The sequence below is a fragment of the Methylobacterium sp. WL7 genome (assembly GCF_008040085.1).
In the GTDB taxonomy this organism is placed as follows: Bacteria; Pseudomonadota; Alphaproteobacteria; order Rhizobiales; family Beijerinckiaceae; genus Methylobacterium; species Methylobacterium mesophilicum.
Genome location: NZ_VRVG01000039.1, coordinates 13,420 through 40,115 on the forward strand (window position 1 = coordinate 13,420; position 26,696 = coordinate 40,115).

At 69.0% G+C, this 26,696-nt stretch carries 23 protein-coding genes and 1 tRNA gene; 13 read left to right on the plus strand and 11 right to left on the minus strand.

Translation table 11 applies throughout. The features are described 5' to 3' along the window. Positions 1-28: 28 nt before the first annotated feature. Complete coding sequence (locus FV233_RS12600; protein ID WP_147897673.1) at positions 29-2,347, minus strand: FdhF/YdeP family oxidoreductase; 2,319 nt, start codon at positions 2,345-2,347, stop codon at positions 29-31. Positions 2,348-2,503: 156 nt separating this feature from the next. Between FV233_RS12600 and FV233_RS12605 the strand changes: the two genes are divergently transcribed. Further along, entirely contained in the window at positions 2,504-2,677 is a 174-nt protein-coding gene (locus FV233_RS12605) for a metallothionein (protein ID WP_147897674.1), read from the plus strand. Positions 2,678-2,798: 121 nt separating this feature from the next. On the opposite strand, the gene FV233_RS12610 is transcribed toward FV233_RS12605, so the two are convergent. The 5 genes from FV233_RS12610 to FV233_RS12630 form a co-directional block, all read right to left on the minus strand. Next, positions 2,799-3,086, minus strand: a complete 288-nt coding sequence (locus FV233_RS12610) for an MTH1187 family thiamine-binding protein (RefSeq protein ID WP_147897675.1) — start codon at positions 3,084-3,086, stop codon at positions 2,799-2,801. 306 nt (positions 3,087-3,392) lie between these two features. Beyond that, on the minus strand, positions 3,393-4,703 hold the full coding sequence (locus FV233_RS12615) for a SidA/IucD/PvdA family monooxygenase (protein ID WP_147897676.1): 1,311 nt from the start codon (positions 4,701-4,703) through the stop codon (positions 3,393-3,395). Further along, positions 4,700-6,556, minus strand: coding sequence for an IucA/IucC family siderophore biosynthesis protein (locus tag FV233_RS12620; RefSeq protein WP_238262242.1), 1,857 nt, complete (start codon positions 6,554-6,556; stop codon positions 4,700-4,702). The genes FV233_RS12615 and FV233_RS12620 overlap by 4 nt, the downstream gene beginning before the upstream one ends. Beyond that, the gene (locus tag FV233_RS12625) at positions 6,553-7,638 is read right to left on the minus strand and encodes a GNAT family N-acetyltransferase (protein WP_147897677.1); all 1,086 of its coding nucleotides are present in this window, start codon (positions 7,636-7,638) and stop codon (positions 6,553-6,555) included. The genes FV233_RS12620 and FV233_RS12625 overlap by 4 nt, the downstream gene beginning before the upstream one ends. Beyond that, positions 7,635-9,401, minus strand: a complete 1,767-nt coding sequence (locus FV233_RS12630) for an IucA/IucC family protein (RefSeq protein WP_238262240.1) — start codon at positions 9,399-9,401, stop codon at positions 7,635-7,637. Before FV233_RS12630 ends, FV233_RS12625 begins: the two co-directional genes overlap by 4 nt. Before the next feature lie 200 nt (positions 9,402-9,601). On the opposite strand from FV233_RS12630, the gene FV233_RS12635 reads away from it, so the two are divergent. Further along, complete coding sequence (locus FV233_RS12635) at positions 9,602-10,798, plus strand: MFS transporter (RefSeq protein WP_147897678.1); 1,197 nt, start codon at positions 9,602-9,604, stop codon at positions 10,796-10,798. On the opposite strand, the gene FV233_RS12640 is transcribed toward FV233_RS12635, so the two are convergent. Genes FV233_RS12640 through FV233_RS12650 form a run of 3 tightly spaced genes read right to left on the minus strand, consistent with a single transcriptional unit; the run spans position 10,783 to position 14,618 of the window. Continuing rightward, positions 10,783-12,036: an MFS transporter gene (locus FV233_RS12640; RefSeq protein ID WP_147897679.1), complete on the minus strand. Its 1,254-nt coding sequence runs from the start codon at positions 12,034-12,036 to the stop codon at positions 10,783-10,785. The genes FV233_RS12635 and FV233_RS12640 overlap by 16 nt on opposite strands. Then, positions 12,033-12,395 carry a hypothetical protein gene (locus tag FV233_RS12645; RefSeq protein WP_147854019.1) on the minus strand — a complete coding sequence of 121 codons (363 nt, stop codon included), beginning with the start codon at positions 12,393-12,395 and terminating at the stop codon, positions 12,033-12,035. Before FV233_RS12645 ends, FV233_RS12640 begins: the two co-directional genes overlap by 4 nt. A gap of 3 nt (positions 12,396-12,398) precedes the next feature. After that, entirely contained in the window at positions 12,399-14,618 is a 2,220-nt protein-coding gene (locus FV233_RS12650; protein WP_147854020.1) for a TonB-dependent receptor, read from the minus strand. Between the two features lie 333 nt (positions 14,619-14,951). Here FV233_RS12650 and FV233_RS12655 point away from each other — a divergent pair, with 333 nt between their 5' ends. Continuing rightward, on the plus strand, positions 14,952-15,899 hold the full coding sequence (locus FV233_RS12655; protein WP_187278100.1) for an AraC family transcriptional regulator: 948 nt from the start codon (positions 14,952-14,954) through the stop codon (positions 15,897-15,899). A 79-nt stretch (positions 15,900-15,978) separates the two neighbouring features. On the opposite strand, the gene FV233_RS12660 is transcribed toward FV233_RS12655, so the two are convergent. Both FV233_RS12660 and FV233_RS12665 read right to left on the minus strand, forming a co-directional pair. Continuing rightward, positions 15,979-16,052: transfer RNA gene (locus tag FV233_RS12660), tRNA-Gly, on the minus strand. Positions 16,053-16,098: 46 nt separating this feature from the next. After that, complete coding sequence (locus FV233_RS12665) at positions 16,099-16,941, minus strand: 3-keto-5-aminohexanoate cleavage protein (protein WP_147897681.1); 843 nt, start codon at positions 16,939-16,941, stop codon at positions 16,099-16,101. A gap of 377 nt (positions 16,942-17,318) precedes the next feature. Between FV233_RS12665 and aroQ the strand changes: the two genes are divergently transcribed. From aroQ to FV233_RS12715, 10 genes are all read left to right on the plus strand, one after another. Then, positions 17,319-17,771, plus strand: coding sequence for a type II 3-dehydroquinate dehydratase (aroQ, locus tag FV233_RS12670; RefSeq protein WP_147854024.1), 453 nt, complete (start codon positions 17,319-17,321; stop codon positions 17,769-17,771). Between the two features lie 133 nt (positions 17,772-17,904). Then, positions 17,905-18,606 carry an orotate phosphoribosyltransferase gene (locus tag FV233_RS12675; RefSeq protein WP_147854025.1) on the plus strand — a complete coding sequence of 234 codons (702 nt, stop codon included), beginning with the start codon at positions 17,905-17,907 and terminating at the stop codon, positions 18,604-18,606. Positions 18,607-18,619: 13 nt separating this feature from the next. Beyond that, the gene (pyrC, locus tag FV233_RS12680; RefSeq protein ID WP_147897682.1) at positions 18,620-19,702 is read left to right on the plus strand and encodes a dihydroorotase; all 1,083 of its coding nucleotides are present in this window, start codon (positions 18,620-18,622) and stop codon (positions 19,700-19,702) included. Between the two features lie 56 nt (positions 19,703-19,758). Further along, on the plus strand, positions 19,759-20,568 hold the full coding sequence (locus FV233_RS12685) for an IS5 family transposase (RefSeq protein WP_147897683.1): 810 nt from the start codon (positions 19,759-19,761) through the stop codon (positions 20,566-20,568). 323 nt (positions 20,569-20,891) lie between these two features. Next, entirely contained in the window at positions 20,892-22,337 is a 1,446-nt protein-coding gene (locus FV233_RS12690; RefSeq protein WP_147897684.1) for an amidase, read from the plus strand. Positions 22,338-22,759: 422 nt separating this feature from the next. Then, positions 22,760-24,535, plus strand: a complete 1,776-nt coding sequence (locus FV233_RS12695; RefSeq protein WP_147854028.1) for an acetolactate synthase 3 large subunit — start codon at positions 22,760-22,762, stop codon at positions 24,533-24,535. A 100-nt stretch (positions 24,536-24,635) separates the two neighbouring features. After that, positions 24,636-25,178, plus strand: coding sequence for an acetolactate synthase small subunit (gene ilvN / locus FV233_RS12700; protein ID WP_058193937.1), 543 nt, complete (start codon positions 24,636-24,638; stop codon positions 25,176-25,178). A 53-nt stretch (positions 25,179-25,231) separates the two neighbouring features. Next, positions 25,232-25,528 (plus strand): MazF family transcriptional regulator, encoded by a 297-nt coding sequence (locus FV233_RS12705; RefSeq protein ID WP_147854029.1) that lies wholly within the window; start codon positions 25,232-25,234, stop codon positions 25,526-25,528. After that, positions 25,506-25,898, plus strand: a complete 393-nt coding sequence (locus tag FV233_RS12710) for a type II toxin-antitoxin system PemK/MazF family toxin (RefSeq protein WP_147897685.1) — start codon at positions 25,506-25,508, stop codon at positions 25,896-25,898. Before FV233_RS12705 ends, FV233_RS12710 begins: the two co-directional genes overlap by 23 nt. A gap of 9 nt (positions 25,899-25,907) precedes the next feature. After that, positions 25,908-26,552, plus strand: a complete 645-nt coding sequence (locus FV233_RS12715) for a glutathione S-transferase N-terminal domain-containing protein (protein ID WP_147854031.1) — start codon at positions 25,908-25,910, stop codon at positions 26,550-26,552. Positions 26,553-26,696: the final 144 nt, after the last annotated feature.

The window sequence follows — 26,696 nt, forward strand, 5'->3', positions numbered from 1 at the left end:
AACGGCGCCGCGCCAGATCCCCCCGGGCTCAGGTCGTCGGCATCGCCGCGCTGACCCGCACCGTGATGGCTTTGGCGGCCGGCGTCTTGGACTGCTCGTCGTGATGCCACAGGGGCAACAGCACGTTCAGCTCCGGATAATAGCCGCCGCAATTCCCCTGCGGGATGTCGTAGGCGATCACCCGCAGGCTGCTGACGCGTCGTTTGACCTGGTCGCCGGCCACCGCCTCGACATCGACGGAGCCGCCGTCCTTCAGCCCGAGCCGGGCGATGTCGGTCCGGTTCATGAACAGGATGTCGCGGGTGCCCTTTACGCCGCGGAAGCGGTCGTCGTACCCGTAGACCGTGGTGTTGAACTGGTCGTTCGAGCGCAGCGTGATCAGGTCGAGCACGTCGGGCCCATGCTTCGGCAGGTCCGGATCGGCCTCCAGCCCCTCCGGCACCGAAAAGTTCGCCTTTCCGGTCTCGGTCTCCCACTTCCGGTCCCGGGCGCCCAGCGGCTTGGTGATCCCGCCCGGCCGGAACATCTGCCCGTTCAGGTCGTGGAACACCTTGGGGTAGGTCGCCTCGATGGCGTCGCGCACCCGGCCGTAATCGGCCACCCACGCATCCCAGTCGATCCGCGGGTTCGGCGGCACTGAGGCCTTGGCGATCTCGGCGACGATCCAGGGCTCGGAGCGCACCTCCGGGCCGACCGGGTCGGCCACGCCCCGGGAGCCGTGGAAGCGCGCGGTCGAATCCTCCATCGAGACCGCCTGCGGGCCGGTCGCCTGCCGGTCGACCTCGATGCGGCCGAGGCATGGGAGGATGAAGGCCACGTCCCCGTTCACCAGGTGCGAGCGGTTGAGCTTGGTTGAGATCTGGACGGTGAGGCGCTGCCGGCGCCAGGCGGGCTCCATCCGCCCGGTATCGGGGATCGCCCGCAGGAAGTTGCCGCCGAGGCTGACGAAGGCTCGGACGCTGCCGTCCAGGATCCCCTCGCAGGTCTCGACCGTGTTCAGGCCCTTCTCCCGCGGCGGCTCGAAGTCGTACAGCTCCTTGAGCTTGTCGAGTGGCGCCAGCTCCGGCTTCTCGGTGATGCCGACCGTGCGCTGGCCCTGCACGTTCGAGTGGCCGCGCACCGGGCAGATCCCGGCTCCGGGCTTACCGATATTGCCGCGCATCAGCAGCAGGTTCACCAGCATCCGCACCGTCTCGGTGCCCTTGCGGTGCTGGGTCAGCCCCATCCCGTAGATGCCGATCACCGCCTTGGCGCGGGCGTAGGCTGCGGCCGCGGCTTCTAGGGCCGGGCGCGTGAGGCCGGAGCGACGCTCGATCGCGGTCCAATCCTCCCGATCGCAGAACGCCACGAACTCCGCGAAGCCGTGCGTGTGCTCGGCGATGAAGGCGTGGTCGAGGATGGCGGGACGGCCCGATGCGGTGGCCTCCCGGTCCATGGCGAGCAGGGACTTGCACAGGCCGGTGAGCGCCGCGAGGTCGCCGCCGGCTTTGACCTGGTGATACTGCGTCGAGATCTTGGTCGCCGAGCGCGTCAGCATTTCCACCGGCGATTGCGGGTTGGTGAAGCGTTCCAGCCCGCGCTCGCGCAGCGGGTTGAAGGTGATGATCTGTGCCCCCCGCCGCCGGGCCTCCTGGAGCGGGTGGAGCATCCGGGGCGCGTTCGATCCGACATTCTGGCCGAAGAAGAAGATCAGGTCGGTGGCCTCGAAATCCTCCAGCAGCACCGTGCCGACCGGCGCCCCGATCGATTGCGGCAGCGCCACCGAGGTCGGCTCGTGGCACATGTTGGAGGAGTCGGGCAGGTTGTTGTTGCCGTACAGCCGGGCGAGCAGCGCCCACATGTAGCTGGTCTCGAGCGAAGCCCGGCCGGAGGCGTAGAACACCGCGGATTTCGGGTCCTCTTCGCGCAAGGCCTTCAACTCCCGTCCGATCTCTGCGAAGGCCTCCCCCCACGAGACGGGCCGGTACCGGTCGGCCTCGGGATCGTAGCGCATCGGATGGGTAAGGCGGCCCTGCTCTTCCAGCGCGTAGTCGCTCCAGCCGAGCAATTCGGTGACGGTGTGGGCGGCAAAGAAGTCCGGGGTCGCCCGGCGGCGGGTCTGTTCCCAGGCGGTCGCCTTGGCGCCGTTCTCGCAATACTCGAAGGCCAGGGGCTTGGCCGGCTTCGCCCAGGCACACGACACACACATGAAGCCGTCGGGCTTGTTCTGCTTGACCAGCATCGCCGAGCCGGTGACCGGAACGCCCTCGCGGGTCAGGATCTCCACGAGGGAGCGCGCCGAGCCCCAGCCGCCCGCCGGGCCGTCGTAGGGTTCGATCCGTACGTCGCCGGTGTTCTGGTCGGTCATGCCGTCCTCCTCCCGGAACGCCAGCGTCCGGACCGGAGGGAACGCGCGAGGATGCAGGTCGGATCACGGGCGCGTCACCGCGGCGCCGATCGGCTTCCGCCCCGGGTCCCGCGGCGCTACCCTGAGGCGGCGAATGACTCGTCCCAGGAGAAGATCATGGCCAGCATCGACGTCGAGATGGTGAAATGCGCCTGCCAGGACTGCGTGTGCGTGGTCTCATTGACCAAGGCGGTGTCGCGGGACGGCAAGGCCTATTGCTGTGATGAATGCGCCGACGGACATAAGGATCACGCCGGCTGCGAGCATGCCGGCTGCGCCTGCCACGGCTGAGCAGCCCGCGCCCGCACGGACGGTGCCACCGCCGCGCGGCGCTTCAGGACACGGTCCCTGATCCAACGCGCCCGCTGTCCGCCGGACCGATAGACGCTCCCGCGGACAGCGATCCACCCCGTCAGGAGACGGCCGCCAGCTTGTCGGCCATGGACTGCTCCTTGTCCCGGCGGGTGGAGAAGATCAGCGTGAAGAAGGTCCGCTCGACGCCGAGTTCGGCGAGCCTGGCCTCGCAGCGTTCCGCCAGGGCGCAGACCTCAGACAACTCGGCTTCGATGTTGGTGCCGTTGGGATGCATCGTGGCGATCAACCCGCTCGCCTCGATGATCGCTTTGATCTCGCGCACGTAGGGCGAGACCGACGGGCCGACGCCCATCGGCACGATGCACAGGTCGGCGGATACCTTCATGGCGATGCTTTCCAAAAGGCGCGGTCGTGCCGGATCGCGGGACGCGGCCGGGTGACGGGTGCGTACGATATCACGAAGACGGCGCCCGATCGGGCAGACAATGCGGCGAGGCCGCTGCGCCGTATCCCGGGACGGCGAAGGCCAAGCGCATGCCGTCCGCGTGCGTTCGTCACGCGCGATCAACCGGATCGCGGTGATCCGAACTTGGAGCGCTCGCTGCCGCAGGGGATCCCGGTTCGGCGCGAGCGAGCGCGTTGCTTCAAGGACTAAGAGCTGTCCCCGATCGCAACGCGAGCGGGAAAGGCTCTAAGGGCGGCCTTCGCCTTCGTGCGACATCTGCTTCGGGTGGGACGTCGACCAAGCCAGGGGCGGCGACGGCGGGTTGGTCTCGAAGATCGTGCGTCCCGCCAAGGCGTTGACGATGACGCCGCTGCGCCAGGCCATGAGGCTGAGCTGCGGCTCCGCGATGCCGTGGCTCACGAGGCCGCCGTTGAGGACGAAGAGCCGGTGGCCCGCCGGACCGTCCCAGGTCGCGGCGAAGTCGGAACCGATTTCGGGCCGGCCGTCCGCGTCGAGGACGAGGCGGTCCCGCAGCGGATCGAGGCAGGCTGGCAGCGCGTATCGGTAGCCTGTGGCCAGGATGACGAAATCGGCATGCGCAACCTCGATGCCTCCGTCGAAGCCGTTGCGCATGATGAGGCGGTAGCCGCCGACCCGGTCGACATCGAGCACGGTGCAGTGCGGCAGCAGGCTCGTGGCGAGCGAGGCCTCGGCGAGGTGCCGCAGGCTGTAGAGGCGCCGATAGATCGCCTGTAGGGTCGCGGCCGAGATGCCGTCACCGGCGAGCTTCTGGCGTGCCACCGTGGAGCGGCGGCGGGCATCCGGCAGGGTGTGGAAGCTCTCGACGTAGCCGGGCGTGAACAGCTCGTTCGTGAACGGGGTTGCGTCGATCGGCTGGAAATTCGGGCGACGGCTGATCCAGGTAACGGCAGCCGGCGCGTCCGATCCCCGGTTCAACAGGTTCAGCACGATCTCGGCGCCGCTCTGCCCGCCGCCGATCACCGCCACCCGCCGGCCTGCGAACCGATCGAGGGCGAAGGCGACCTGAGAGCTGTGGACGTGGTCGCGCGGGTCGAGCTTCTCCGCAAAGGCGGGCAGGCTCGGCTGCAGTCCGACGCCGAGGGCCAGGTTACGCGCCCGCACGGTCCCCCGGTCGCCGTCGAGGCGAAAGTCGCGTCCTTCGAAGCGGACCTCACGGATCGCGGTGCCGAAGCTCAGGCTCGGCAGCCGAGCCGCGACCCAGGCGAGGTACTGCGCGAATTCCCGGCGCGGCACCGCCTCGAACTCGGCATTGAGGAACTCGTAGAAGCGTTTCTGCGCCACGAGGTAAGCCAGGAAGCTCCAGGGACTCGTCGGGTTCACCGCCGTGACGAGGTCCTTGAGGAAGGACGTCTGCAGCGCGACGTCCGGAAGCATCATGCCCGGGTGCCAGTCGAAGGCCGGCGCCCGGTCGAAGAACCGCGCCTCGAGGTCGCCGACCGCGTCGAGCTGCGCCGCGAGGCTCAGATTGAACGGGCCGATTCCGATGCCGGCGAGGTCGAGGGGGTGGTCGCTCATGATGCGCGGGCTCCTGCCTGTATGCCTGCCCTGTCGTCGTGCCCGGTGCCGGCCTCCCGGGGGATGGAGGCCTCCGCGCGATGGAGCGGGTTGATCAGCGGACTGCCGAGCCGCGGCACCGGTCGCAGATTGGAATCGCCGTAGCCGAGGCTGAGCCGGACGCGGTTGATGCAGATCCGCGGCACGGTCGGCGCGAACAGCTCGAACTGGCTGAACCGGTCGGCGAGGTCGGGGTGCCGTGCGTGGTAGCGGCGCAAAACCCGCGCGAGCGCTCCGTAGAAGGCGGCCTCGGGAAGGCCGTCGCTGCGCAGAAGCGCATCCGACACGAAGCGCAGCAGACTGGCGAAATGGCCGGTCTGTAGGTGCTGCAGCAGGTGCGCGGCCGGCCGCCGCAGAAGGGTCTCGCGCACGCCGTCCGGCAGGTCTGCGGCCTCGGGGAAGTCCTGGTCCACCAGATCGGCGTCGCCCTGGAAATCCTTCAGCGCGACGCCGCAGGGCACGTCGTCCTCCAGGATCAGCGTCACGTTCTGACCGTGGGCGATGAAGCCGACGCCGTAGCGGCAGAGGAAGTGGTAGAGTGGGACGGCCACGTGGTCGAACAGCCGCTCCAGCCACGCCTCCGGGGCGAGGCCGGACCGGGCGATCAGGCTGGATACGAGCGGGCGGCCCGCTGCATCCGCCTTCAGCAGCGCGCCCATCATGAGAGCGGATCGGCCGGGTCCGAGGCGGCCGGCGATGCCCTCCCGCCAGATCACGCCCAGCATCTCACGGTACTGGTACGGCGCATCCGCGATCCGCTCGTAGACGGGGTGCGGATAAAAGGCGCCTGCGCGTTCCCGCAGGATCACGGTGCCGGCGAGCGCCGGGTCGCGCGCGACCTTGTCCGCCAGCCAAGCCGAGAAGGCCGGTCCGATCTCCATGTACCTGCCCGGCACGCCCCGCCAGGCCGAGGTGTTGAGGATCGTGAGCGCGAGCTTCACGTCCAGGCGGCCGTCCGCATCCGCGCAGGCGAGCGTCCGCAGCGATTGCTGGGGCCGGTAGCCGCGGCCGAAGGTCCCCAGGGGGACGAGGCGCCCGGCCGCGATCTCGCCTGCGAAATGCAGGGCGATCTTGTTGTCCCACTGCCAGGGATGGACCGGCACGAGCAGATGGGTCGCGGGATCGGCCCCGCGTGCGGCGCAGGCCTGCGCTAGGCGCGCCCGTTCCGGCCCGTCGAGGGCGTCGGCCACGAGGTCCGCCTCGGCGAGGCCGGGCTCCAGGCTGAGGCGGCAGGCTGTCCGGTCTGCCGCGACCCAGAACAACCGGATCTCGGGTTGGAATTCCGGCGCGTAGGCCTCGTAGTCGGCCAGACCCCAGCCGATCCGCCCCTTGCTCGCGGGGGCCTTTGGGTGGCCGTCGAGATAGGCCTGCAGGACGCGGTCGCTCAGAGCGAGCAGATCCGGCCCCGTCATGTCCCGGCCGATCGCCGCGATGCGGGCATCGGCCGTGAGCGTGCTCAGCACTTCGGCGGCATAGACGCAGAGGGTGGCGGACTCTATCCCGAGCGTACGGCTCGCATCCACCAGGAACCCGGCCGCGTCGCCGGCCGGGGTAACCCTGTTACCCGCGATGCGGAACAGGCTGGACGGATCGATCGCGAGGTTGCCCCAGATCCGGCGCTCGGCCGCGAAGCGGTAGGCGATCCCGCCGTCAAGGCGCAGCAGCCACTGCGTACCGGTCCGGTCCGCCAGCTCTGGTGCGAACGCCTCCTCGAACGCGAGTTCGGAGATCGTCTTGGCGATGAGCGCACGATTGAGATCGAGCCAGAGCGGCGCCGTCACGGCCGCGCCGCCCGGCAACGGTCCGGCGCTCACAAGGGAACCTCGCGGAAGAAGCGCTCGCGCTCGCAGCAGACCAGGGCCGCGCGCTTGTGGGGGAAGTCGAACTCCTTCAGCGTCTCGTAGGCCGCATCCCCGCAGTAGCTCAGCATCTTGCGATGCGTGGCCCGCGGCTCGCCCATGATCCGCCGGGTGCGGGGCTCGTCCAGGAACAGGTAGTGCGTGATGGCCCTGAACCAGGCGAGGGTCTTCGGCCGTCCCAGGTGCGCGACGTTGCCGATCAGCCCGTGCCAACCGCGGTCGAAATCCTCGGCGTCGTAATAGGGACCGAGCCGATCCTCCTTGGCCCAGTAGAACTCGAAATAGCCGACCGGTACGTCGTCGAAGCTGCCGATCACCCCGAACAGGTGCGGGTCGTCCTCCTGGTCGGCGAGGTAGCGGTCCAACTCCGCCTCGCTCTGCGCGAGTTCCCAGTAATAGGCGACGCGCTTCTGGTTCATCCAGCCGTGGAACAGGCCGAGATCGTGCCGCCGGTCTATGGCGCGAAACGACAGGGTCGTGCCGAGCTGCGGCAGCCAACGCCGGTAAAACGAGCCGTTCGGCTGCGGCGGTCGCAGGGGCGGTAGACGGTCCTGCGGCCCGATCCGCGAGCGGATCAGCGGGTAGGCGGCCCGCGTTCCGGCTGCCAGCCATAGCAGGGGAAGCTGATAGAACAGCGCGCGCTCCACGACCGCGTCGGGCGCGGCCGGGTCACCCTCAGACTGCGCCGCCAGTGCGCGCAGGGACGCCGCGCTGCCGAGGCCGGCGACACGTAGCCGCCCGGCCTCCGGGCACCGCTGGAACGCGGCCTCGACCAGGGCCGCCACGACCGGCGCGTCGGCGGGATGACGGCCGGCCGAGCCGGTGAGCGCCAGGAAAGCTTCGTCCGCGCCGGAGCGCAGTTCGGCCTCCGCGATCGGGTCGCCGCCGCGCGATAAGGTCAGCCGGACCCTGCTGGCATCGGACGGCAGGCTTTCGATCACGAAATCGTCGCCGGTGGCGGCCCAGTGGCGGCTCGTCCCGGTCCAGCCGTCCAGCGCCGTCCCGGCGGCGGCATCGATGCGGGCGCGCACCGTCATGGCCGGGCGCCTGCGCGGGCGGACGGAGCCGCGAGGGGGTTCGGAAGGTCAACGTAGCTCGCCAGAGGGTCGGTCACGTCGGTGTTCTCGTTGAGGTTACGGAAGCAGATCTGGAAGTTGCCCTTGCTGCCCAGGGCCGGGGCGTCGAGCAGCAGGCGCAGGCAGGTCTTGTCCCGGAGGTCCTTCCCGGCGAGCGCCTCGACGAATCGGCGCAGGGCCCCGATGAGGGCGCCCTCCGGCGCCAGGCCGGCGATGCCGATGGCTCCGATGACGGCGAAGACGCTGTTGACCACGAGGTAGTAGGCCATGACCCGCGCAGCCTCCCCGGAGGTCAGGAGGTGCCCGGCCTCGAGGTCGAGCCCAGGGGCGGCCTCGCGGAGGGCCGGAAGGAATTCACGCACGAAACCCGTACCTTGGCAGTCGCGGAAGAAGGTCCGGACCGGCCAGCCATCCGTGAGTTCGAGGACCAGGTTCTGCTGGTGCGCGCCGAACAGAAGGCCGAGCGCGCACTGGATCTCGAGGATCGGCCCGACCGTGACGGTGAGGAAGCGCTCGAACCAGCGCAGGGCAACGGCCTCGACCGGGCCATCGCCGTCCGCGTCCTTACGGCCGGCGATGCGCAGGATCGTGTCGGCCAGCCCGCTGCCCCGCCCATCGGGATAGATCTCGCAGAGAGCGGCCAGCACCGCGGCCGGCCGCTCGTCCGCCCCGTGGAACGGGTTGTCCCGCAATGCCACGAACGTCTGCGGCAGCGCGGCCCCATCGGCGCCACGCAGCGCAAGATAGGCCGGCTCGCCGAGGACGTGGAAGCTCGGCCAGCGCGCGGCGATCTCGGCGCCGACCGGCCCGTTCAGCACCCCATCCACGACGAGGCCGCGCGCGCACTCGACGCTTTTGATGAGGCGCAGCGAATTTGTGAGCCTGAGGCTCAGCGAATGCTTGAGCATGAAGCGCGCACCCGGTGCGTAGAGGGTGCGCAGCGATGTGGTCGCGTACCACGGCCCGCCGGCATGGCCGTGGTCGCGCAGGCGGCCGGTGCGGAACAGGGCGTCGATCTCCGGATCGAGCGCGAGGCGGGCCGCCTGCCACGGATGGACCGGCAGCAGCACGCGCCCCCCGCTCGCGGCGAATATCGTCGGATCGAAGCCGGCATCTTCAGCGGCGAGGTCCGCGCAGAGGTCCGCTGCGCTCGTTGCCCGCGAGGAACCCTGGACGACCGTCTCCGGCGCGGCCGACCACCAGCGCAAGGGAAAGCCCCGACCGTATTCCGGCGCGAAGGCGCGGGAATCGGCCAGCGTGAACTCGTCCCGGCTGCGCGGGGTCGGATGCACGGAATGGCCGAACCGGAGCGCGCGCTCGGCCTCGCGGAAGCTCGGGTCGCGGCTCAGGAAGATGCCCGGTGCAGGGGCGCGGACGAGGATGTCTTCGACGGTGGCGAGGCTCTGAAAGAGGCGGCGCAGGAAAATCGGCGCGGCCTGCGGTGCTGCCGGTCCGACGATGGCCGGCTCGTTCGCCACCGCTGCCGCGAACGCCGCCAACGCCATGATGCGGGGCGGCTCGCCGGGGCGCAGTTCGCGGAACGGCAGCCTGAACATGTGCTGGCCGACGGACGAGACATGGGTGACCGCGATCTCGATCACCGAAGCTCGGCTCGGCAGCGAAATCCGCAACACGGGACGCGTCGGATCGTCTTCGCGCGCCTCGGCGGTCGCCAGAGTCCAGCCGGCCCATTCCCGCATCAGGCTGTTCAGGAAGCTGCGCACCGATACCTGGGAAGCAACGTCGGCACATGAGATGTCGGCTTCAACCATACGACCCTCTTCATATCGCGGCATTGCCAATAGACAAAAGAAAAATGGGGCGCAATAGATGATTAATACTATAGAACTATTTTAAATTTGTGGTGTGAAGGTTGCCATGCCGGTTATCGCGCCAATAAGATCCGTGCGCGGACGGAGGTGTCATGGTTCGGATCGATGTGCGCACTCCCGGGTCTGGAGTGGCCGGGCGACTATCTCTCGCCGCGGCCTCGGTGGGGTTCGGACAATCGGCCGTGCTCGCCCTTGTCCCCGTGGTAGCCGAGCGCACAGGGCTCGATGCGGTCGCGATGGGGGGCGTCGCCTTCGCCGGGGCGGTCGCATTCCTGGTCTGCGCGCCGGCCTGGGGGAACTGGGGGACCGGTTTGCGTCTGCGCCGGCTGTTCGCGGCACTGGCCGCCCTGATGGCGCTCGGCCATGGTCTGTTCGCCCTGGCCCTGACGGTGCCGGCCCTGCCCGTCGCTGGAGCCCTGGTGCTGCTCGTCGCCTCGCGGATCGCCTACGGAGCGGGAGCCGCCGGGGTGATGCCGCATGCCCAGGCTGCCGTGCTGGGGTCGGTGGCGGAAACGGCACGCCCGGCGGCGCTCGGCCGGCTCGGTGCCGGACTCTCGGCAGGGCGCATCCTCGGCTCGCTGGCGATGGGCGTCGGGGTGTTCGGGACCGCCGCGCCCCTGGCGGTGCTGGCGGCGAGCCCGTTGCTGCTCCTGGCCGCGCCCGACCTCCCGGGCGGCAGCCCTGGCGCCAGGGCGGCGGGGGCGGATCGCGGTGGCGTCCTGCGCGCGGCCGCACCGCTGATGGGGATCGGCTTCGCCCTGACCCTCGGCCTCGGCCAGATCCAGATCGTGCTCGGCCTGTTCCTGCAGAAGCGCTTCAACCTCGACGCGCCGGGCGCCGCAGGTCTTGCCGGCGCGACCTTCGCGCTCGTCGCGGTGACGATGATCCTGACGCAACTCGTCCTGGTGCCGCGCCTCGGCCCGAACCTGCGGCGCAATCTCAGCCTCGGGCTTGCAGGCTTCGCCGCGGGTGCAGGCGTGACCGCCTGTGCTCCCGCCGCCTGGGTCGCCGTGCTCGGGACGGTCGTGGTGGGCGCCGGCATTGCCCTGGCGACCCCGCATTACACCGCCGCCCTGGTCGCCCGGATGCCCGGGCACGCCCAGGCCGCGGCAGCCGGCTGGCTCGCGAGCGTCCACGTGCTCGGCCAGGGGATCGGAGCCCTCTGCGGCGGCGCGGCGTTCCGGATCGCGCCCGCGCTGCCGTTCTGGACCTGCGCGACGTTGGGCCTTGCCCTGATCGTTGCCGCCGTGCGGCTTCGCCCGGACGACCCCCGTCATCCGGTGGCCTGACCGGTGCGGCCGGTCCCGAGCAGCCGGACGGTCGCCATCGTTGCGAGGCCGGAAAGGAACGTCGCGAGCCCGAACAGGGCGCCGTAGCCGAGGAGGTCGGCGAGCTTGCCCGAGATCAGTGAGCCGACGAGGTAGACCACGAGTTGCGCGCAGGCGAGGATCGTGAAGTCGGTGCCCGGCTGCTCCGCTGAAGAGACCGCCATGAACAGGCTGTAGAGCGCCACGATCTCCATGTAGCGGATCAGGGTCTGGAACCCTGCCGCGCCGAACAGAGGCCACAGGCCGACGACAGCCCCGAAGGCATGCGCCGTGAACAGGGCGAAGCAGAGAGTCCGCAGCCCGCCCAGCAGGCCGAGGGTCGCGGCCGTGCCGTAGCGGCGGACCAGCAGCGCTGCGACGCCGGAGCCGGCGAGCCCCGCGGTCATCGCCGAGACGCCGGACAGGTAGCCGATCCGGTCGAGGGGTACGCCCGCATCGACCAGGTAGGCGCCCTCCATGGCCTTCACGAGCCCCTCACTCACCCGGTAGGTGAGCGCCACCCACAGGATGGTGTGCACCTCCGGCCGCCGCAGGAAGGCCCGGATCGAGGGCCGCGGCGCGGTGGCGCCGGTCTCGGGCGCTTCCTCGCGCATGGCGAAGGCGGCCAGCAGCGGCGGCACCGAGAAGGCCGCCGCGCTCAGCAGCATCCCGGTCCAGCCGACATGATGGTAGAGGACGAGGCTCAGCGTTCCGCCGACCACCACCCCGAGGGCGACCGAACCCCCCTGTATGGCGTTACCGATGGCGCGATCTTCCGGCCGCAACCGCTTCACGGCGTAGCCGTCGGTGGCGATGTCCTGCGTCGCGATCAGCAGCGCGGCGAGGAAGCCGACGCCGATGATCCCGGGCACGTTGGTGGGGCCGAGCGGCAGCATCGCGAGGATGCAACCGATCACGCCGACCTGGGTCATCACCACCCACCCCGCCCGGTGCGCCCGCGCGAAGGGCCGCACACGGTCGATCAGCGGCGCCCAGAGGAACTTCAGCACGAGGGGCAGGAACAGGAGGCTCAGATAGCCGATCCCCGCCCGGGACACGCCGGCCTCGCGCATGATCGGCGGGAGCGCAGCGGCGATCAGGTAGGAGGGGATCGCCTGCGCCATGTAGAGGGCGGCGAGCACCACGAAGAGCGAGTACCGCTCGCGCCGCCCGTCGGCCGTGACGGCCACGGCGGCGGGTGCCGAGGAGGCGGCGCTCATGAGAGATAGGCCCGTGCGGAGGCCCGGGCGGCCGGCTCGTCGGGGGCGATCTCGATCGGGAAGTTCCAGAGCCGGCGGAATACGTCGGCGCCCGCCTCCTCGAAGCCCGGCCGCACGATCACGAGGCCGCGGCAGTGCCGCTCGAGGTCGGCGCGCGTGCGCTTGAACCAGAGAGCCTGGGCCTTTTCGGAAGCCGCCGAAAGTTTGCCGACGCCGCCGAGCACCAGGATCAGGGCGAACGGCTCAGTCCGTGCGCCCACCTGCTCCAGGGCGTCGAGGTAGGCGGTCTCGTCGCCCGGCTCGGTTGGACCGAGATAGCGCAGGACCATGAGGTCGTCGGCCTCTTCGAGGGCGACCATCCCTCAGAACGTCCTGCGGTAGCCGACGGTGACGGTGCGCCCGAGCCCGAAGACGGTCAGGTTGCGCACCGAGGTCGCGGTCGGATTCCAGTAGGCACGGTCGAACAGGTTATCGACGGATGCGTAGAGCTCGCCCCCGGCCAGGGGGGCGCCGAACGCGGCGTTCACCGTGAAGGCGTCCTTCAAGCGGAAGCGGGTGCCGATGAGGTCGATGCGGGCGTCGCGGCCGCTGAAGCCCTCACCCTCGACCCGGAGCGAGACGCCGTTCGCGAACAGGTAGGTCCCCGATAGCGTGCCGTGGAAGGGGGCGCCGATGCGGTTGTTCGGCAGGTAGCTGTCGAGGCGCCCGTCCTTGTTGGTGTCGTAGCGGCCCTCGCGGTAGCCGAGTACGGTGCCGAGATTCAGTTGCTCCGTGACCTGCGCGTTCCCGGTGAACTCGACCCCGTAGATCATCTCCTTCTGCTGGCTCAGCTTGTTGGTGAGCGGGTCGAACGTCGTGCCGTCGTCGGAGGTCGACACGAACCCGCCGAGGCTGCCGGAGAAGATCCCGCTCCGGCCGCGGACGCCGAAATCGTAGGAGTTCACGATCTGCGCCTGCGGGGCGATGCTGGAATACGCGATGGTGGTGCCCGCCGGCAGGCAGAACGGACGGGAGATCGGGCAGGCATAGGCGAGGGACAGGCCGGCCCGGCGCGTGAAGGCGCCGATATCGGCGAGCGCGTAGCCCTGGCTGAAGCCGCCGTAGAGGTCGATGCCCGGCAGCAGGTTGAAGGTCGCGCCTGCGTTGAAGGTCGGGGCTGAGTAGGAGAACTTGCCGCCGGTGACGTTGAGGGCTGGCAGCACGAAGGTCGAGTAGCCCAGGGCGTTGCGCGCCGCGCTTGCCGCGAAGGTCGTTGGCCGGGTGAAGCCCGCGACGTCGAGGTCGAAGTGCTCGTAGCGCATGCCGGCACGTACGGTCAGCCGCTCGCCGATCGGCAGCTGGAGCAGGGCGAAGCCGGCGTAGCTGTTCTGCTGCAGGGGCGTGAACACGTCGGTGCCGTCCCGCGCCCGCTGCCGGGTTGATTCCGAGATTATGTCGGAGCCCCAGGTCAGCTTCAGCCCGGGCAGGAGGACGCTCAGGTCGGTGTCGAGGGTGAGGTTGATGCCGCCGCGCTCGGTGGCGAGCGCGGTCTGGTTGGCCAGGCTCGTGGGCGCGGTGGGGATGAACGAGTAGGTGACGAACGGGTTGGCCGGATAGGCGAACTGCGAATAATTGAAGCGCTTGTTGATGTCGTTGTAGAAACCGAGGATCGAGAAACTGCCGAGCGGCGTATCCCGATCCGTATAGCGTAGGTACAGTGAGCGCGTATCCTCGGCGACCGGCAGGCCGATATAGCTTCGCGCGTAGTCGGGCCGGGCGAAGGAGCCGCTGTAATCGGTGAGGTAGCGCGGATCCTGGTTGAGCAGGATCTGGGTGAGGCCGAACTCGACGCGTTTGGTGAGATCGAGGTCGTAGCCGAGCCGCAGGTTGATGTTGCCGAGCTGGAAGCGGTCGGCACCGCCCTGGCCGAGCTGACCGTCGGAGGGCAATTCCCGCCCCTTGCCGTCGAAGGTGCGGGTGGCGAACCGACCGGAGCCGGTGAACGCGTAATCGACGCCGTCCGGCACTTTGCCGGTCACACTGATCGATGTCTCGGGCGCGACGCCGTGAACCGGGTCGGCCGTGAAGGTCCGGATCGCCGTGTTGACCGTGACGACCGGAGCCCCGTCCGTCGGGCGCCGGGTGATGAAGTTCACGGTGCCGCCGGTGGCGCCCGCGCTGTAGAGGCTGGAGGCGCCGGCCACCACCTCGATCCGCTCCACCGAATTGAGGTCGATCAGATTGAGGATGCGCGAGACGTCGCGCAGCGGCGTATTCACCGGCACGCCGTCGATCAGCACCAGGAGGTTGCGGCCCCGGAAGCTTTCTGAGGCGCTGGAGATCGTGCCGTTCGGTACCGAGAAGCCCGGCACCAGCTTCGAGAGCACGGCCGAGGGACTTGAGGTCAGGGCGAGTTGCTGGCGGATCTGGTCGCGGTCGACGACCTGGACGCTCTGCGGCACGTCCTCGATCCGGCGCGGCGCGCGGGTGGCCGTCACAGAGATTTCGTCGAGGGCGACGACGGGTGCGGCGGTCTCGGCCCGGGCCGGCCCGGCCAGGGCAGTCCCCGCACCGAGGATCGCGACGAGACGAATGGTACGCATGCTTGTCAGACCCACCCCTGCGCGTCCGCGTTGGGACGCCTTCCAAAACTGCCGGGCCGGATTCTGCGTGTAGAGAACGCGAGACATCGGCGTCCGCCCAGTTTAAAATTTGTCTAAATCGATATTATCGCGACTTTCAGCGCCGAGACGATTGGTCGAGGATGCATAAAGTCTCGACATCTCTAGGCCGCTCTAACATGATGATTTCGCTCCCGCTTGGACTCGGGCGCGCAAGAGTACGGACTGCTGCGCAGCTACGCGGCGAGGGGGCGCGATGACGAAACGACGTTGCCTGGTCGCCACGCCGACGAGGGGCCCGGTATGGACGCCGCGATGAGCGCCGCAGTGCAGGCTGCGACCCGCGGGGCGGCAGCCGGCATCGTCCCGGAGACGCGCGAGGACGCGGATTCCCTCCCGTTCCGGGGCCGGACGGCGATTCGCATCGTTCCGGACCTCGGCATCGCCTCGGTGTTCGAGCCGTCCCGCTCCTGGCGCGACGAGGGCCCGGGCGAGCGCCTGCTGCTGGTGCGGCCCGCAATCGGGCGACTCGAGGTGACCCAGGGCGGGTGCAAGGTCGCCTGCTGCTCCAGGGACGCACTGCTGGTAGCCACGAGCCGGGGCGCCCTCTTCGACGCGCTGGGCGTCGACCGGATCGACCTCCTGGCGATCGACCGGGAGCGGCTGATCGGTCCCCTCGCCGCGCTGGAGACAGGGCACATCCGGCGGATCGGGCGGGACCATCCGGGCCTGCAGACGCTGACCGTCTACGGCGCGAGCCTCCTGCGGGGCCTGATCCCCGTGGGCGCCCCGGGCATCGCGGATCTCGTCCGCGAGCACCTCGCGCAGCTGCTGGCCTTCATCGTGCGCGAGCCGGGCCCCGCGATTTCCGCGCCCGGCCCGAGTCGGCGCGACCTGCGAATCCAGGCGCTCAAGGCTGAAGTCGAGCAGCGCCTCGGCCGGCCGGACCTGAGCCTGGAGGCCGTGGCGCAAGCCCAGCAGATCTCCAGTCGGCAGGTCCAGGCGATGTTTCAGGCAGAGGGTGAGACCTTCTCGGGCTTTGTCCTCGCCCGACGCCTCGACCGGGCGATGCAGCGCCTGAAGGATGCCGAGGATGCCCGGCCGGTGAGCGAGATTGCCTTCGATGTCGGGTTCGGCGACCTGTCCTACTTCAACCGCACGTTCCGCAAGCGCTTCGGCCTCACGCCCTCACAGGTCCGACGGTCGGGCGCGACCATCGACCGAGAGCGTTTCCGCGAGCGGGATTTTGCGATGGATCGTTGAGGGCGTCCGCGGCTGGGAGGCCCGCGCCGACCGATCCGATATCCTGCCGCTGCCGGCGGCTTCAGATGGTGAGACGGCGTGGAGCGGGTACCGGGAATCGAACCCGGGTATTCAGCTTGGAAGGCTGCTGCTCTACCATTGAGCTACACCCGCGCGGGCGGACCGTTAGCACGCCGTCCGGCCCGTGAGAAGACGGTCCTCAGGCCAGACCCAGCGCGGCCCGCGCCTCGGCGGGGCTGGCGACGTTGCGGCCGTGGCTGCGGACCGCCGCGGCTGCGAGGCCGACCAACTCGGCGTTGCTCGCCGCCAGCCGGTCCTTCGTCACCCGGATGTTGTCCTCCAGGCCGGTGCGGACCGCGTCGGCGCCGCGGGCGAGCGCCCACTCCATCACGACCGCCTGGTTGCGGCCGATCCCGGCGGCGGTCCAGGTGGCGTCGGGCAGGATCCGCCGCGTCTCGGCGAGCAAGATGTCGAGCAGGTGCTCCTCGGCCGGCATCGCGTTCTGGACGCCCATCACGAACTGCACGTGCGGGCGCGCGTCGATCAGGCCCGCCTCCACCAGCCTCTTGGCACCGTGCAGGTGCGACAGGTCGAAGATCTCGATCTCCGGCCGCACCCCGTGCTGCTTCATCTGGCTCGCCAGATCGGTCACCAGGCCGGCGCCGTTCTCGTACACGATGGTCGGGAAGTTCACCGAGCCGGTGGAGAGTGACGCCATGTCGGGGCGGTGCTTCAGCGAGAGCCCCCGGGCGGCGGGATCGCGCCCGCGGCCGCCGGTGGAGAACTGCACGATCATCCCGGGGCAGTGCGTGCGCAGCCCCTCCTGCACGGCGGCGAACTTGTCGGGGTCGGAGGAGGGCGATTCGTCGTCGTTGCGCACGTGGATATGGGCCAGCGTCGCGCCGGCCTCGAAGGCCTGCTGCGTCGACTCGATCTGCTCGGCCACCGTGACCGGCACGGCCGGGTTGTCCTTCTTGCGCGGCACCGAGCCGGTGATCGCCACCGCGATCACCACGGGCGTTGCGCTGCGGGATCCTGCCATGGCGTGTCCTCCCTGATTTCTATTCGCGGTCGCACCCGGGATAGCGGCGCGCGCCGCGAAACTGAACCTGTTGGGCGGATGAGACGGTCTCTGTACGGAACATCGCCCATCGGGTGACAGGCGCATGCGAGAGCCAGTTTGACCCTTGCCCCCCGCACGGCCACAACGGGGCGAAGCAACCCGTGCCCTCATCCTGAGGCGCGTTCGCGCAGCGGTCGCCTCGAAGGAGGTCTCCAGTCTGCCGGGCGAGTCCTCGATGGCTCCTTCGAGGCTCGCTGCGCTCGCGCCTCAGGATGAGGGCGCGAGGGGGAGCAAGCGAGTGAGGTCTCAGTGCATTGAGGCTTCGGTGCCGGCCACGTGGGGCGGCGAGGAACACGATGATCGACACGATCCTGGTCCTGAACGGGCCGAACCTGAACCTGCTCGGCAAGCGGCAGCCGGAGATCTACGGGCGCGAGACCTTGGCCGATGTCGAGGCCCTGTGCCGCGAGACAGCCGCCGGCTTCGGGCTGGGCATCGATTTCCGCCAGAGCAACGCCGAGCACGTGCTGATCGACGCGATCCATGCGTTCCGGGTCGGGTCCGCCGGGATCGTGATCAATGCCGGGGCCTACACCCACACCTCGGTGGCGATCCTCGATGCGCTCAACACCTGCGAGGTGCCGGTGATCGAGTGCCACATCTCGAACGTCCACCGGCGCGAGGCGTTTCGGCATCATTCCTACATCTCGCTCGCCGCGACCGCGGTGCTGGCCGGGTTCGGGACGCACGGCTACGCCCTGGCGATCCGGCACCTGGCGCAGCTGCGAGCCAAGGCCGGCGCGGCCTGAGAGGCGGATAGCGTCGGCTTCAGGGTTGACGCTGGCGGAGACAGGGCGGAGGAGACCGGTCAGGCCTTCCCATCCTCGCGCTCCTCGGCCCGGCCTCCGGCGGTGAGCGCACCCAGCGGAGCGCGCACGCCGCATGACCACGTCGTTCCTGCCCATCGACCGGACGATCATCGCCCGCGAAGCGGCCAAGATGTTCCTGGAGATCCAGGCCGTCCATTTCTACAAGGACGAGCCGTTCAAGTTCACCTCGGGCTGGGCCAGCCCGGTCTATATCGACTGCCGCAAGATCATCTCGTTCCCGCGCCTGCGCGCGACGCTGATGGATTTCGCGACCGCCACGATCGTGCGCGAGATCGGCTACGAGTCGCTCACCCATGTCGCGGGCGGCGAGACCGCCGGCATCCCGTTCGCCGCCTGGATCGCCGACCGGCTGATGCTGCCGATGCAGTATGTGCGCAAGAAGCCGAAGGGTTTTGGCCGCAACGCCCAGATCGAGGGCGAGGTGGTGGAGGGCGCCCGGACCCTGCTGGTGGAAGATCTCGCCACCGACGGGCGCAGCAAGGTGAACTTCTGCCAGGCCCTGCGGGACGCCGGCGCCCAGGTCGATCACTGCTTCGTGCTGTTCTACTACGACATCTTCCCCGGCAGCGCCGCGCTGATGCAGGAGACCGGGATCAAGCTGCACTACCTGACCACGTGGTGGGACGTGCTGGCGGTCGCCAAGGAGATGGGCACCTTCGATCCGAAGACGCTGACCGAGGTCGAGAGCTTCCTTAACGCGCCGGCCGAATGGTCGTCGGCCCACGGCGGCATCTCCTCCTTCGGTCAGGGCTGAGGAGCCGAAAGCGATGAGCGTCGCCGACCTGTTCCCCGCCGCGCAGCCGCCCGCTTCCATCGCGGCCGACCGGATCACCATCCGTCGGCCGGACGACTGGCACATCCACTTGCGCGATGGCGCGATGCTGAAGGCGGTGCTGCCTTACACGGCGGCCCAGTTCGCCCGGGGCATCATCATGCCGAACCTGGTCCCGCCGGTGACCACGGTGGCGGCCGCGCGCGCCTATCGCGAGCGGATCCTGGCCGCGCTGCCCGCCGGCCTCGATTTCACCCCGCTGATGACCTGCTACCTGCGGGACGACACCGATCCGGACGAGATCGAGCGGGGCTTTGCGGAAAACGTCTGGATCGCGGCCAAGCTCTACCCGGCCGGCGCGACCACGAATTCCCATGCCGGCGTCACCGACCTGATCGGGCTCGCGCCCGTGCTGGAGCGGATGGAGCGGATCGGCATGCCGCTCCTGATCCACGGCGAGGCGACCGATCCGGAGATCGACATCTTCGACCGCGAGGCCGCGTTCATGGAGGGCAGCCTGATCCCGCTGCTCGCCCGGCACCAGGGCCTGAAGGTCACCGTCGAGCACGCGACCACGGCCGAGATCCTCGACGTGGTCCGGGCCAACCGGAGCCGCGTGGCTGCGACGATCACGCCCCACCACCTCGTCATCAACCGCACCCACATCTTTCAGGGCGGTCTGCGCCCGCACCTCTACTGCCTGCCGGTGGCCAAGCGCGAGCGGCACCGCTTGGCGCTGCGCGCGGCCGCCACCTCCGGCGAGGCGTGCTTCTTCCTTGGCACCGACACCGCCCCGCATGTCCGCGGCGCCAAGGAGGCCTCCTGCGGCTGCGCCGGCGTGTTTTGCGGGCCAAGCGCGCTCCAGACCTACGTGCAGATCTTCGACGAGGAGGGCGCGCTGGACCGGTTCGAGGCGTTCGCGTCGCTGAACGGCGCGCGGTTCCATGGGCTGGAGCCGAACGCCGCCACGGTCACCCTCGAGCGGCGGGAGAGCCGCGTGATCGAGGCAGTGGCCGTGGAGGACACCGCCGTGGTGGTGTTCCGCGGGGATGAGACGCTGCCTTGGGCGGTGGTCTGATAAGGCGCCGGTAGAGGCTGTTATGAACTGAATGGGTGAGGTTTGCGTTTTTGGGCATGAGCGCAGGTCGTGCCGGCTATCCCTCTGACGTGTCCGATGAGGAATGGGCGCTGGTTGCGCCGTATCTGGCGCTGCTGCGGGAGAGTTCGGGCCAGCGTGACCACGACCTGCGCGAGGTGTTCAACGGCTTGCGGTTCATCGTGAAGACGGGGGCGCCGTGGCGGTTCATGCCGCACGACCTGCCGCCGTGGGCGGCGGTGTACCAGCAGACGCAGCGCTGGCTGGCTGCGGAGTGCTTCACCGATGTGGCCGGGGACCTACGGGCGGTTCTCCGGATGGCAGGGGATCGCAAGCCGGAGCCGTCTGCGGTGATCCTGGACAGCCGGACGCTGCGGTCCTCGCCCGAGAGCGGCGAGCGGGCGGGCTACGACGGGGCCAAGCGCAAGCGCGGTTCGAAGGTGCATCTGGCGGTAGACACGCCAGGCCACGTGGTGGCGCTGCATGTCACCCCGGCCGATGCCGACGATCGCGGCGAGGTCGATCGCCTGACCGGCGCGGTGCAAGCGGAGACGGACGGAAGCGTCGAGACGGGCTTCGTCGATCAGGGCTACACCGGCGCGCGGGCGGCGGACGCGGCCCAGGCGCACGGTATCGCCCTGGAGGTGGTCAAGGCGCCCGAGGCCAAACGCGGGTTTGTCCTGCTGCCGCGTCGCTGGGTGGTGGAGCGGTCCTTCGCCTGGGCGACGCGCTGTCGGCGCCTGGTCAAGGATTACGAGCGTTATGCCAGCACGCTGGCAGGACTTCATATGGTCGCCTTCGTCTGTCTCATGCTGAAACAGGCCGAACGACTGATGACAGGTGCATAACACGCTCTAGGAGTTCGCACCGGCCCCACCGTCATTGCGAGCGTAGCGGCGCAACCCAGGGAAACGCCAGATTCCGTGAGCGCGCGCTGCCCTAGGTTGCTTCGCTATACTCGCAATGACGGTGCTGAGCCTGGGGACGGGATCAGGAACGACCGCGCATTGCGCGCGCGACGCCGGCCGCTTGAACGTCACCCGAATCCCTGCACATCTCTTGTCTCCCCAACTATCGCTAGTGGTAGACCGTCGCACGCGACAAAACGTGTGATCGACCTCACCAAGCCTCGGCCATGCCGGCGCGGACCGCGATAGGGAGACGATCGACCATGCAGGATGAGCGACAGGACGGCATCACGGCGCTTGGTGCCGTGGATCTCGCGGCCGCCATTCGCGGCCGGGTCGTCTCCTGCGTCGAGGTCATGCGGGCGTACCTGGAGCGGATCCACCGGCTCAATCCGCAGGTCAACGCCATCGTCGGGCTCCAGGACGACGCGGCGCTCCTCCGAGAGGCGGAGGCGCGGGATGCCGCGCTCGTCCGCGGCGAGGCCGTGGGGCCGCTGCACGGGTTTCCGCTCGCCGTGAAGGATCTCGATGCGGTGCGCGGGCTGCCGTTCACGCAAGGGTCGCCCATCTTCGCCGACCGGATTGCCGAAGTGGACACGATCATGGTCGCCCGGCTGCGCGCGGCCGGGGCGATCTTCATCGGCAAGACCAACATTCCCGAATTCGGGCTCGGCTCGCACAGCTTCAACCCGGTCTACGGCGTGACCGGGGGCGCCTACGATCCGGAGAAGAGCGCAGGCGGATCGAGCGGCGGGGCCGCTGTGGCGGTCGCGCTCAAGCTGCAGCCGGTGGCCGACGGCAGCGATTTCGGCGGCTCGCTCCGCAACCCCCCGGCCTTCAACAATTGCTACGGCCTGCGCCCGAGCTGGGGCCGGATCCCGGTCGAGACCAAGGACGTGTTCAGCCCGGGCCTATCGGTGCTCGGTGCGATCGGGCGCAGCCCCGCCGATATCGGCCTGATGTTGTCGGTCCAGGCCGGCTACGATCCCCGCTGCCCGAACACGATCCGCCAGGACCCGTCGGCCTTCGCGAGCCCGCTGGCCCGGGATTTCCGCGGGACGCGGATCGCCTGGCTCGGGAATTTCGACGGCCAGATCCCGTTCGATCCCGGCGTGCTCGAACTCGGCCGTGCCGCGCTGGCGACCTTCGCGGAGATCGGCTGCGTGGTCGAGGAGGCCGCGCCGCGGTTCGACATGGAGCAGCTCTGGCGCGATTTCCTGACGTTGCGGGCGCTGTCGGTCTCCGCCGCGCTCCGGCCGCTTTACGACGAGCCCGGCCACCGGGCGCAGATGAAGCCCGAGGCGATCTGGGAGGCCGAGCGCGGGCTTGCGCTGACCGCCGATCAGGTGGTTGCCGCCCTGGAGGGGCGCACCCGCTGGTACGAGACCGTCCGCCGCTTCATGGACAACTACGATTACCTGGTCATGCCGAGCGCGCAGGTCTTTCCGTTCGACAAGGGCCTGCGCTGGCCCCGGGAGGTCGGCGGCCACGCGATGGACACCTACCATCGGTGGATGCAGATTGTGGTCCCGGTGACCATGTCCGGCCTGCCGGCCCTCGACGTCCCGGCGGGCTTCGGAGACGCCGGCCTGCCGACCGGCATCCAGATCGTCGCCCGCAACCACGGCGAACTCGCCTGCCTCCAGCTCGGCGCGGCCTACGACGCGGCGAGCAACTGGGTGCGCCGCCGGCCGCCGCCCCTGCACTGAGCGCGCGGCCGATCCTCGGCTTACGCGTTGACCGGGTGTCAGGTCTCCGGTATGAGGCCCAACACTTCACGTGCGAATGGCTTGAATCCGATTCCGGATTCATCGATCGCCGCGAGGCAGGTTCGGATATCCGATGAACGCGGTTCTTATTGTAGCGGAAGCGTCACCGACGGGGCGGCCCTAAACCAGGGCCGCAATCCGAGCGGTGGCGCATGCAGGGTCCCTTGGGGCCCTTTTTTATTGCCCGCTGCCCGGTGACACACCACGACCAACGAGATCCACGCGTTCGAGATAACGACGACCACAGGACCTTCGAGCGAGGCGGATGCCGCCTCGCGTGACGAAGGTGCAGGACGACAGGAACCGGTCCGTCCGGCGGCGCACGAACGCCGCCGACGATCCGGGGAGCGGAGGAGGAGAGCATGGGCGGCGAGGTCATGACCGGGGCCGAGATGGTCATCCGGGCATTCCGGGATCAGGGCGTGGACACGCTGTTCGGCTATCCGGGCGGTGCCGTACTTCCGATCTACGACGCTCTGTTCCACCAGGACGCGGTGAAGCACGTGCTGGTCCGGCACGAGCAGGGCGCGGTCCACGCGGCCGAGGGCTATGCGCGCTCGTCCGGCAAGGTCGGCTGCGTGCTGGTCACGTCGGGGCCCGGCGCCACCAACATCGTCACCGGCCTCACCGACGCCTTGCTCGATTCGATCCCGCTCGTCTGCATCACCGGGCAGGTTCCGACGCATCTGATCGGTACCGACGCCTTCCAGGAATGCGACACGGTCGGCATCACGCGCCACTGCACGAAGCACAATTACCTGGTCAAATCGATCGAGGACTTGCCGCGGATCCTGCACGAGGCGTTCTACGTCGCCGCGAACGGCCGGCCCGGCCCGGTCGTGGTCGACCTGCCCAAGGACATCCAGTTCGCCTCCGGCCTCTACGAGCGCCCGGAGATCGCGAGCCACAAGACCTACCGTCCGGCGGTCAAGGGCGACGGCGACAGGATCCGCGCGGCGGTCGAGCTGATGGCAACCGCGCGCCGCCCGGTCTTCTACACCGGCGGCGGCGTCATCAACTCCGGCCCCGAAGCCTCGCGGCTGCTGCGCGAGTTGGTCGCCGAGACCGGCTTCCCGGTCACTTCGACCCTGATGGGGCTCGGCGCCTATCCGGGCACGGATTCGAAGTTCCTGGGCATGCTCGGCATGCACGGGACCTACGAGGCCAACCTGGCGATGCACGAATGCGATGTGATGATCTGCGTCGGCGCCCGGTTCGACGACCGGATCACCGGCCGGCTCGATGCGTTCTCGCCGTTCTCCAAGAAGATCCACATCGACGTCGACGCCTCCTCGATCAACAAGGTGGTGAAGGTCGATGTCGGGATCGTGGGCGACTGCGCCTCGGTTCTGGCCGACATGCTGGAAGCTTGGCGTGCCCTGCCGTCGCGGCCGGAGAAATCCAACCTCGACCCATGGTTCCAGAAGATCGGCGCCTGGAAGGCGCGCGACTGCCTCGCCTACTGGCCGTCGGGGACGATCATCAAGCCGCAATATGCTGTGCAGCGCCTCTACGAGGCCTGCAAGGACCGCGAGACCTACATCACCACGGAGGTCGGCCAGCATCAGATGTGGGCGGCGCAGTACTTCAAGTACGACGAGCCGAACCGTTGGATGACGTCGGGTGGCCTCGGCACGATGGGCTACGGCTTGCCGGCGGCGATCGGTACGCAGCTCGCCCACCCGAAGGGGCTGGTGATCGACATCGCCGGCGAGGCCTCGATCCTGATGAACATGCAGGAGCTCTCGACCGCGGTTCAGTACCGGCTGCCGGTCAAGGTGTTCATCCTGAACAACGAGTACATGGGCATGGTCCGGCAGTGGCAGGAGCTGCTGCACGGCTCGCGCTACTCGCAGAGCTATTCCGAGAGCCTGCCGGACTTCGTTAAGCTGGCGGAGGCCTACGGCGCCAAGGGCATGCGCTGCGAGAAGCCGGGCGACCTCGACGGCGCGATCGCGGAGATGCTGGCCTATGACGGGCCGGTGCTGTTCGACTGCATCGTCGACAAGACCGAGAACTGCTTCCCGATGATCCCCTCGGGCAAGGCGCATAACGAGATGCTCCTGTCCGATTACCTCGGCGAGACCGGCGTCGAACTCGGCGACGTGATCTCCGAGGAAGGCAAGATGCTGGTGTAGGTTGCTTGGCGGCGGCCCTTCGGGGCCGCTGCCCGCCGCATGGGCGGCGGCGCGCTCGGATCGCCGCCAAAAGCAGGACTGGACGAGGACGAAGCCGGCGATGAACGCGATGAACACCCACTACCCCGATGCCGGCCGCGTCGAGCCTGTGAACCGGCACACGCTCGCCGTGATCGTCGACAACGAGCCCGGCGTGCTCGCCCGCATCTCCGGCATGTTCTCCGGCCGCGGCTACAACATCGAGAGCCTGACCGTCTCCGAGACCGAGGAGGCGCGCCATATCTCGCGCATCACCATCGTGACCACCGGCACGAACGCAGTAATCGAGCAGATCAAGGCGCAGCTCGATCGGCTGGTGCCGGTCCATCGGGTCGTGGACCTGACGCTCCAGGGCAATGCTCTGGAGCGCGAGATCTGCCTGGTGAAGGTCAAGGGCGAGGGCGAGCACCGCAGCGAGGCCCTGCGCCTGGCCGCCGCCTTCGGCGCCAAGACGCTCGACGCCACGCTCAACTCCTTCGTGTTCGAGCTGACCGGCGCCACCGAGGAGATCGACCGGTTCGTGCGTCTGATGAGCGTCATCGGGCTGGTGGAGATCTGCCGCACCGGCATCAGCGCCATGGGGCGGGGTTCGGAGCCGCTGTAGGAAGCGGCGGCCCGGATCTGCTATGCTCCGGCGTCCTCGCGGGAGGCGGTGCGATGGAAGCCAAGGTGATTCGCTGGGGCGATGATCTCGCCGTTCGGCTGAGCAGCGCGGAAGCCGAGGAACTCGGCATCCGCGAGGGTGAGACCGTCGAGATCATCTCGAAGGGGCGGCCGAAGGTCGAGCCCAAGCAATGGACCGGGCGTCGGTACGTTGACGGGTTGCCCGTTTATACGTTGGCCGAGATGATTTCTGAGGCGCGGCGTCTGGGGCCGGAGGCGGAGCCTGAAACTATCGATTGGGGGCCCGATCGCGGTTCCGAGATCATCGATGACGCCAACGATCCGTACTGATTGGCAGCCGCATCCTGGCGAATTGCTTCTGATCGATCTCGAACCGGTCCGCGGCACCGAGCAGAACGGTATCCGGCCGGCGCTCGTCGTATCGGACCCGGACATGAACCAGCTGACGCGCCGGGTGATCATATGCCCGATCACGCGTAACCCGCATCCATGGCCAACCAAAGTCTTCCTGCCAGCTGGTCTGGTCGTCGAAGGCGCCGTGTTGGTCGATCAAGTCCGTTCGATCGACCGGGCGACCCGGATCCTCAGAAGCCTCGGGTCGGCACCGGACGATGTTGTCGCCGAAGTGCGCGGCAAGTTGCGTAGTCTTCTCGGCCTGACTTTCGACGGTGCGGACGCCCCCTCAGTGCAGCAACGGTAAGAACTCCGAATGACCACCCGCACCCTCTACTACGCCCCCGGCGCCTGCTCGCTGGCCGCCCACATCATCCTGGAGGAATCCGGGCTGTCGTTCGAGGGCGTCAAGCTCAACCTCGCGGCGGGGGACCAACGCGCGCCGGAATACCTCGCGATCAACGAGCGCGGCCGGGTGCCGGCCCTGGTCGAGGACGGCTGGGTGCTGACCGAATGCGCGGCGATCCTGCGCCACGTCGCCCGCACCGTGCCCGAGAAGGGCTTTTGGCCCACCGACCTGCGCGAGCAGGCCCGGGCCGACGAGTGGCTCGGCTGGCTCGCCGCCAACCACCACGTCGCCTACGCGCATGTCCGCCGGCCGGAGCGCTATACCGCCGACGAGGACGCCTTTCCAGGCATCCGCGACAAGGCCGCCGACACCTACGGCGACCTCTGCACCATGACCGAGGTCCACCTCTCGAACGGCGGCTGGGCGGTGGGGGATCGGTACGGCGTCGTCGATGCCTACCTAATGGTCTTCTGGGTCTGGGCGTCCGGCGCGTCGCTCAAGTTCGATATGGCCGAGCGCTTCCCGGCCTGGCACGCCCATGCCCGCCGGGTCGCCGAGCGACCGGCGGTGCGGGCCGTCTTCGCCCGCGAAGGGCTGACCCTGCCGGCCTGAACCCGAGCGGCGCAGGACGATCGCTTGAAGGGGATCAGGCGGTCTGAGTGACGATGGCTCTGAGGTAGTCGTGGTTCCAAGCGGCGGCTTTTCTGCGGGTCTTGAGGCTGTCCGTGTCGGATGCGGTGCGGATGAGGTTCATGG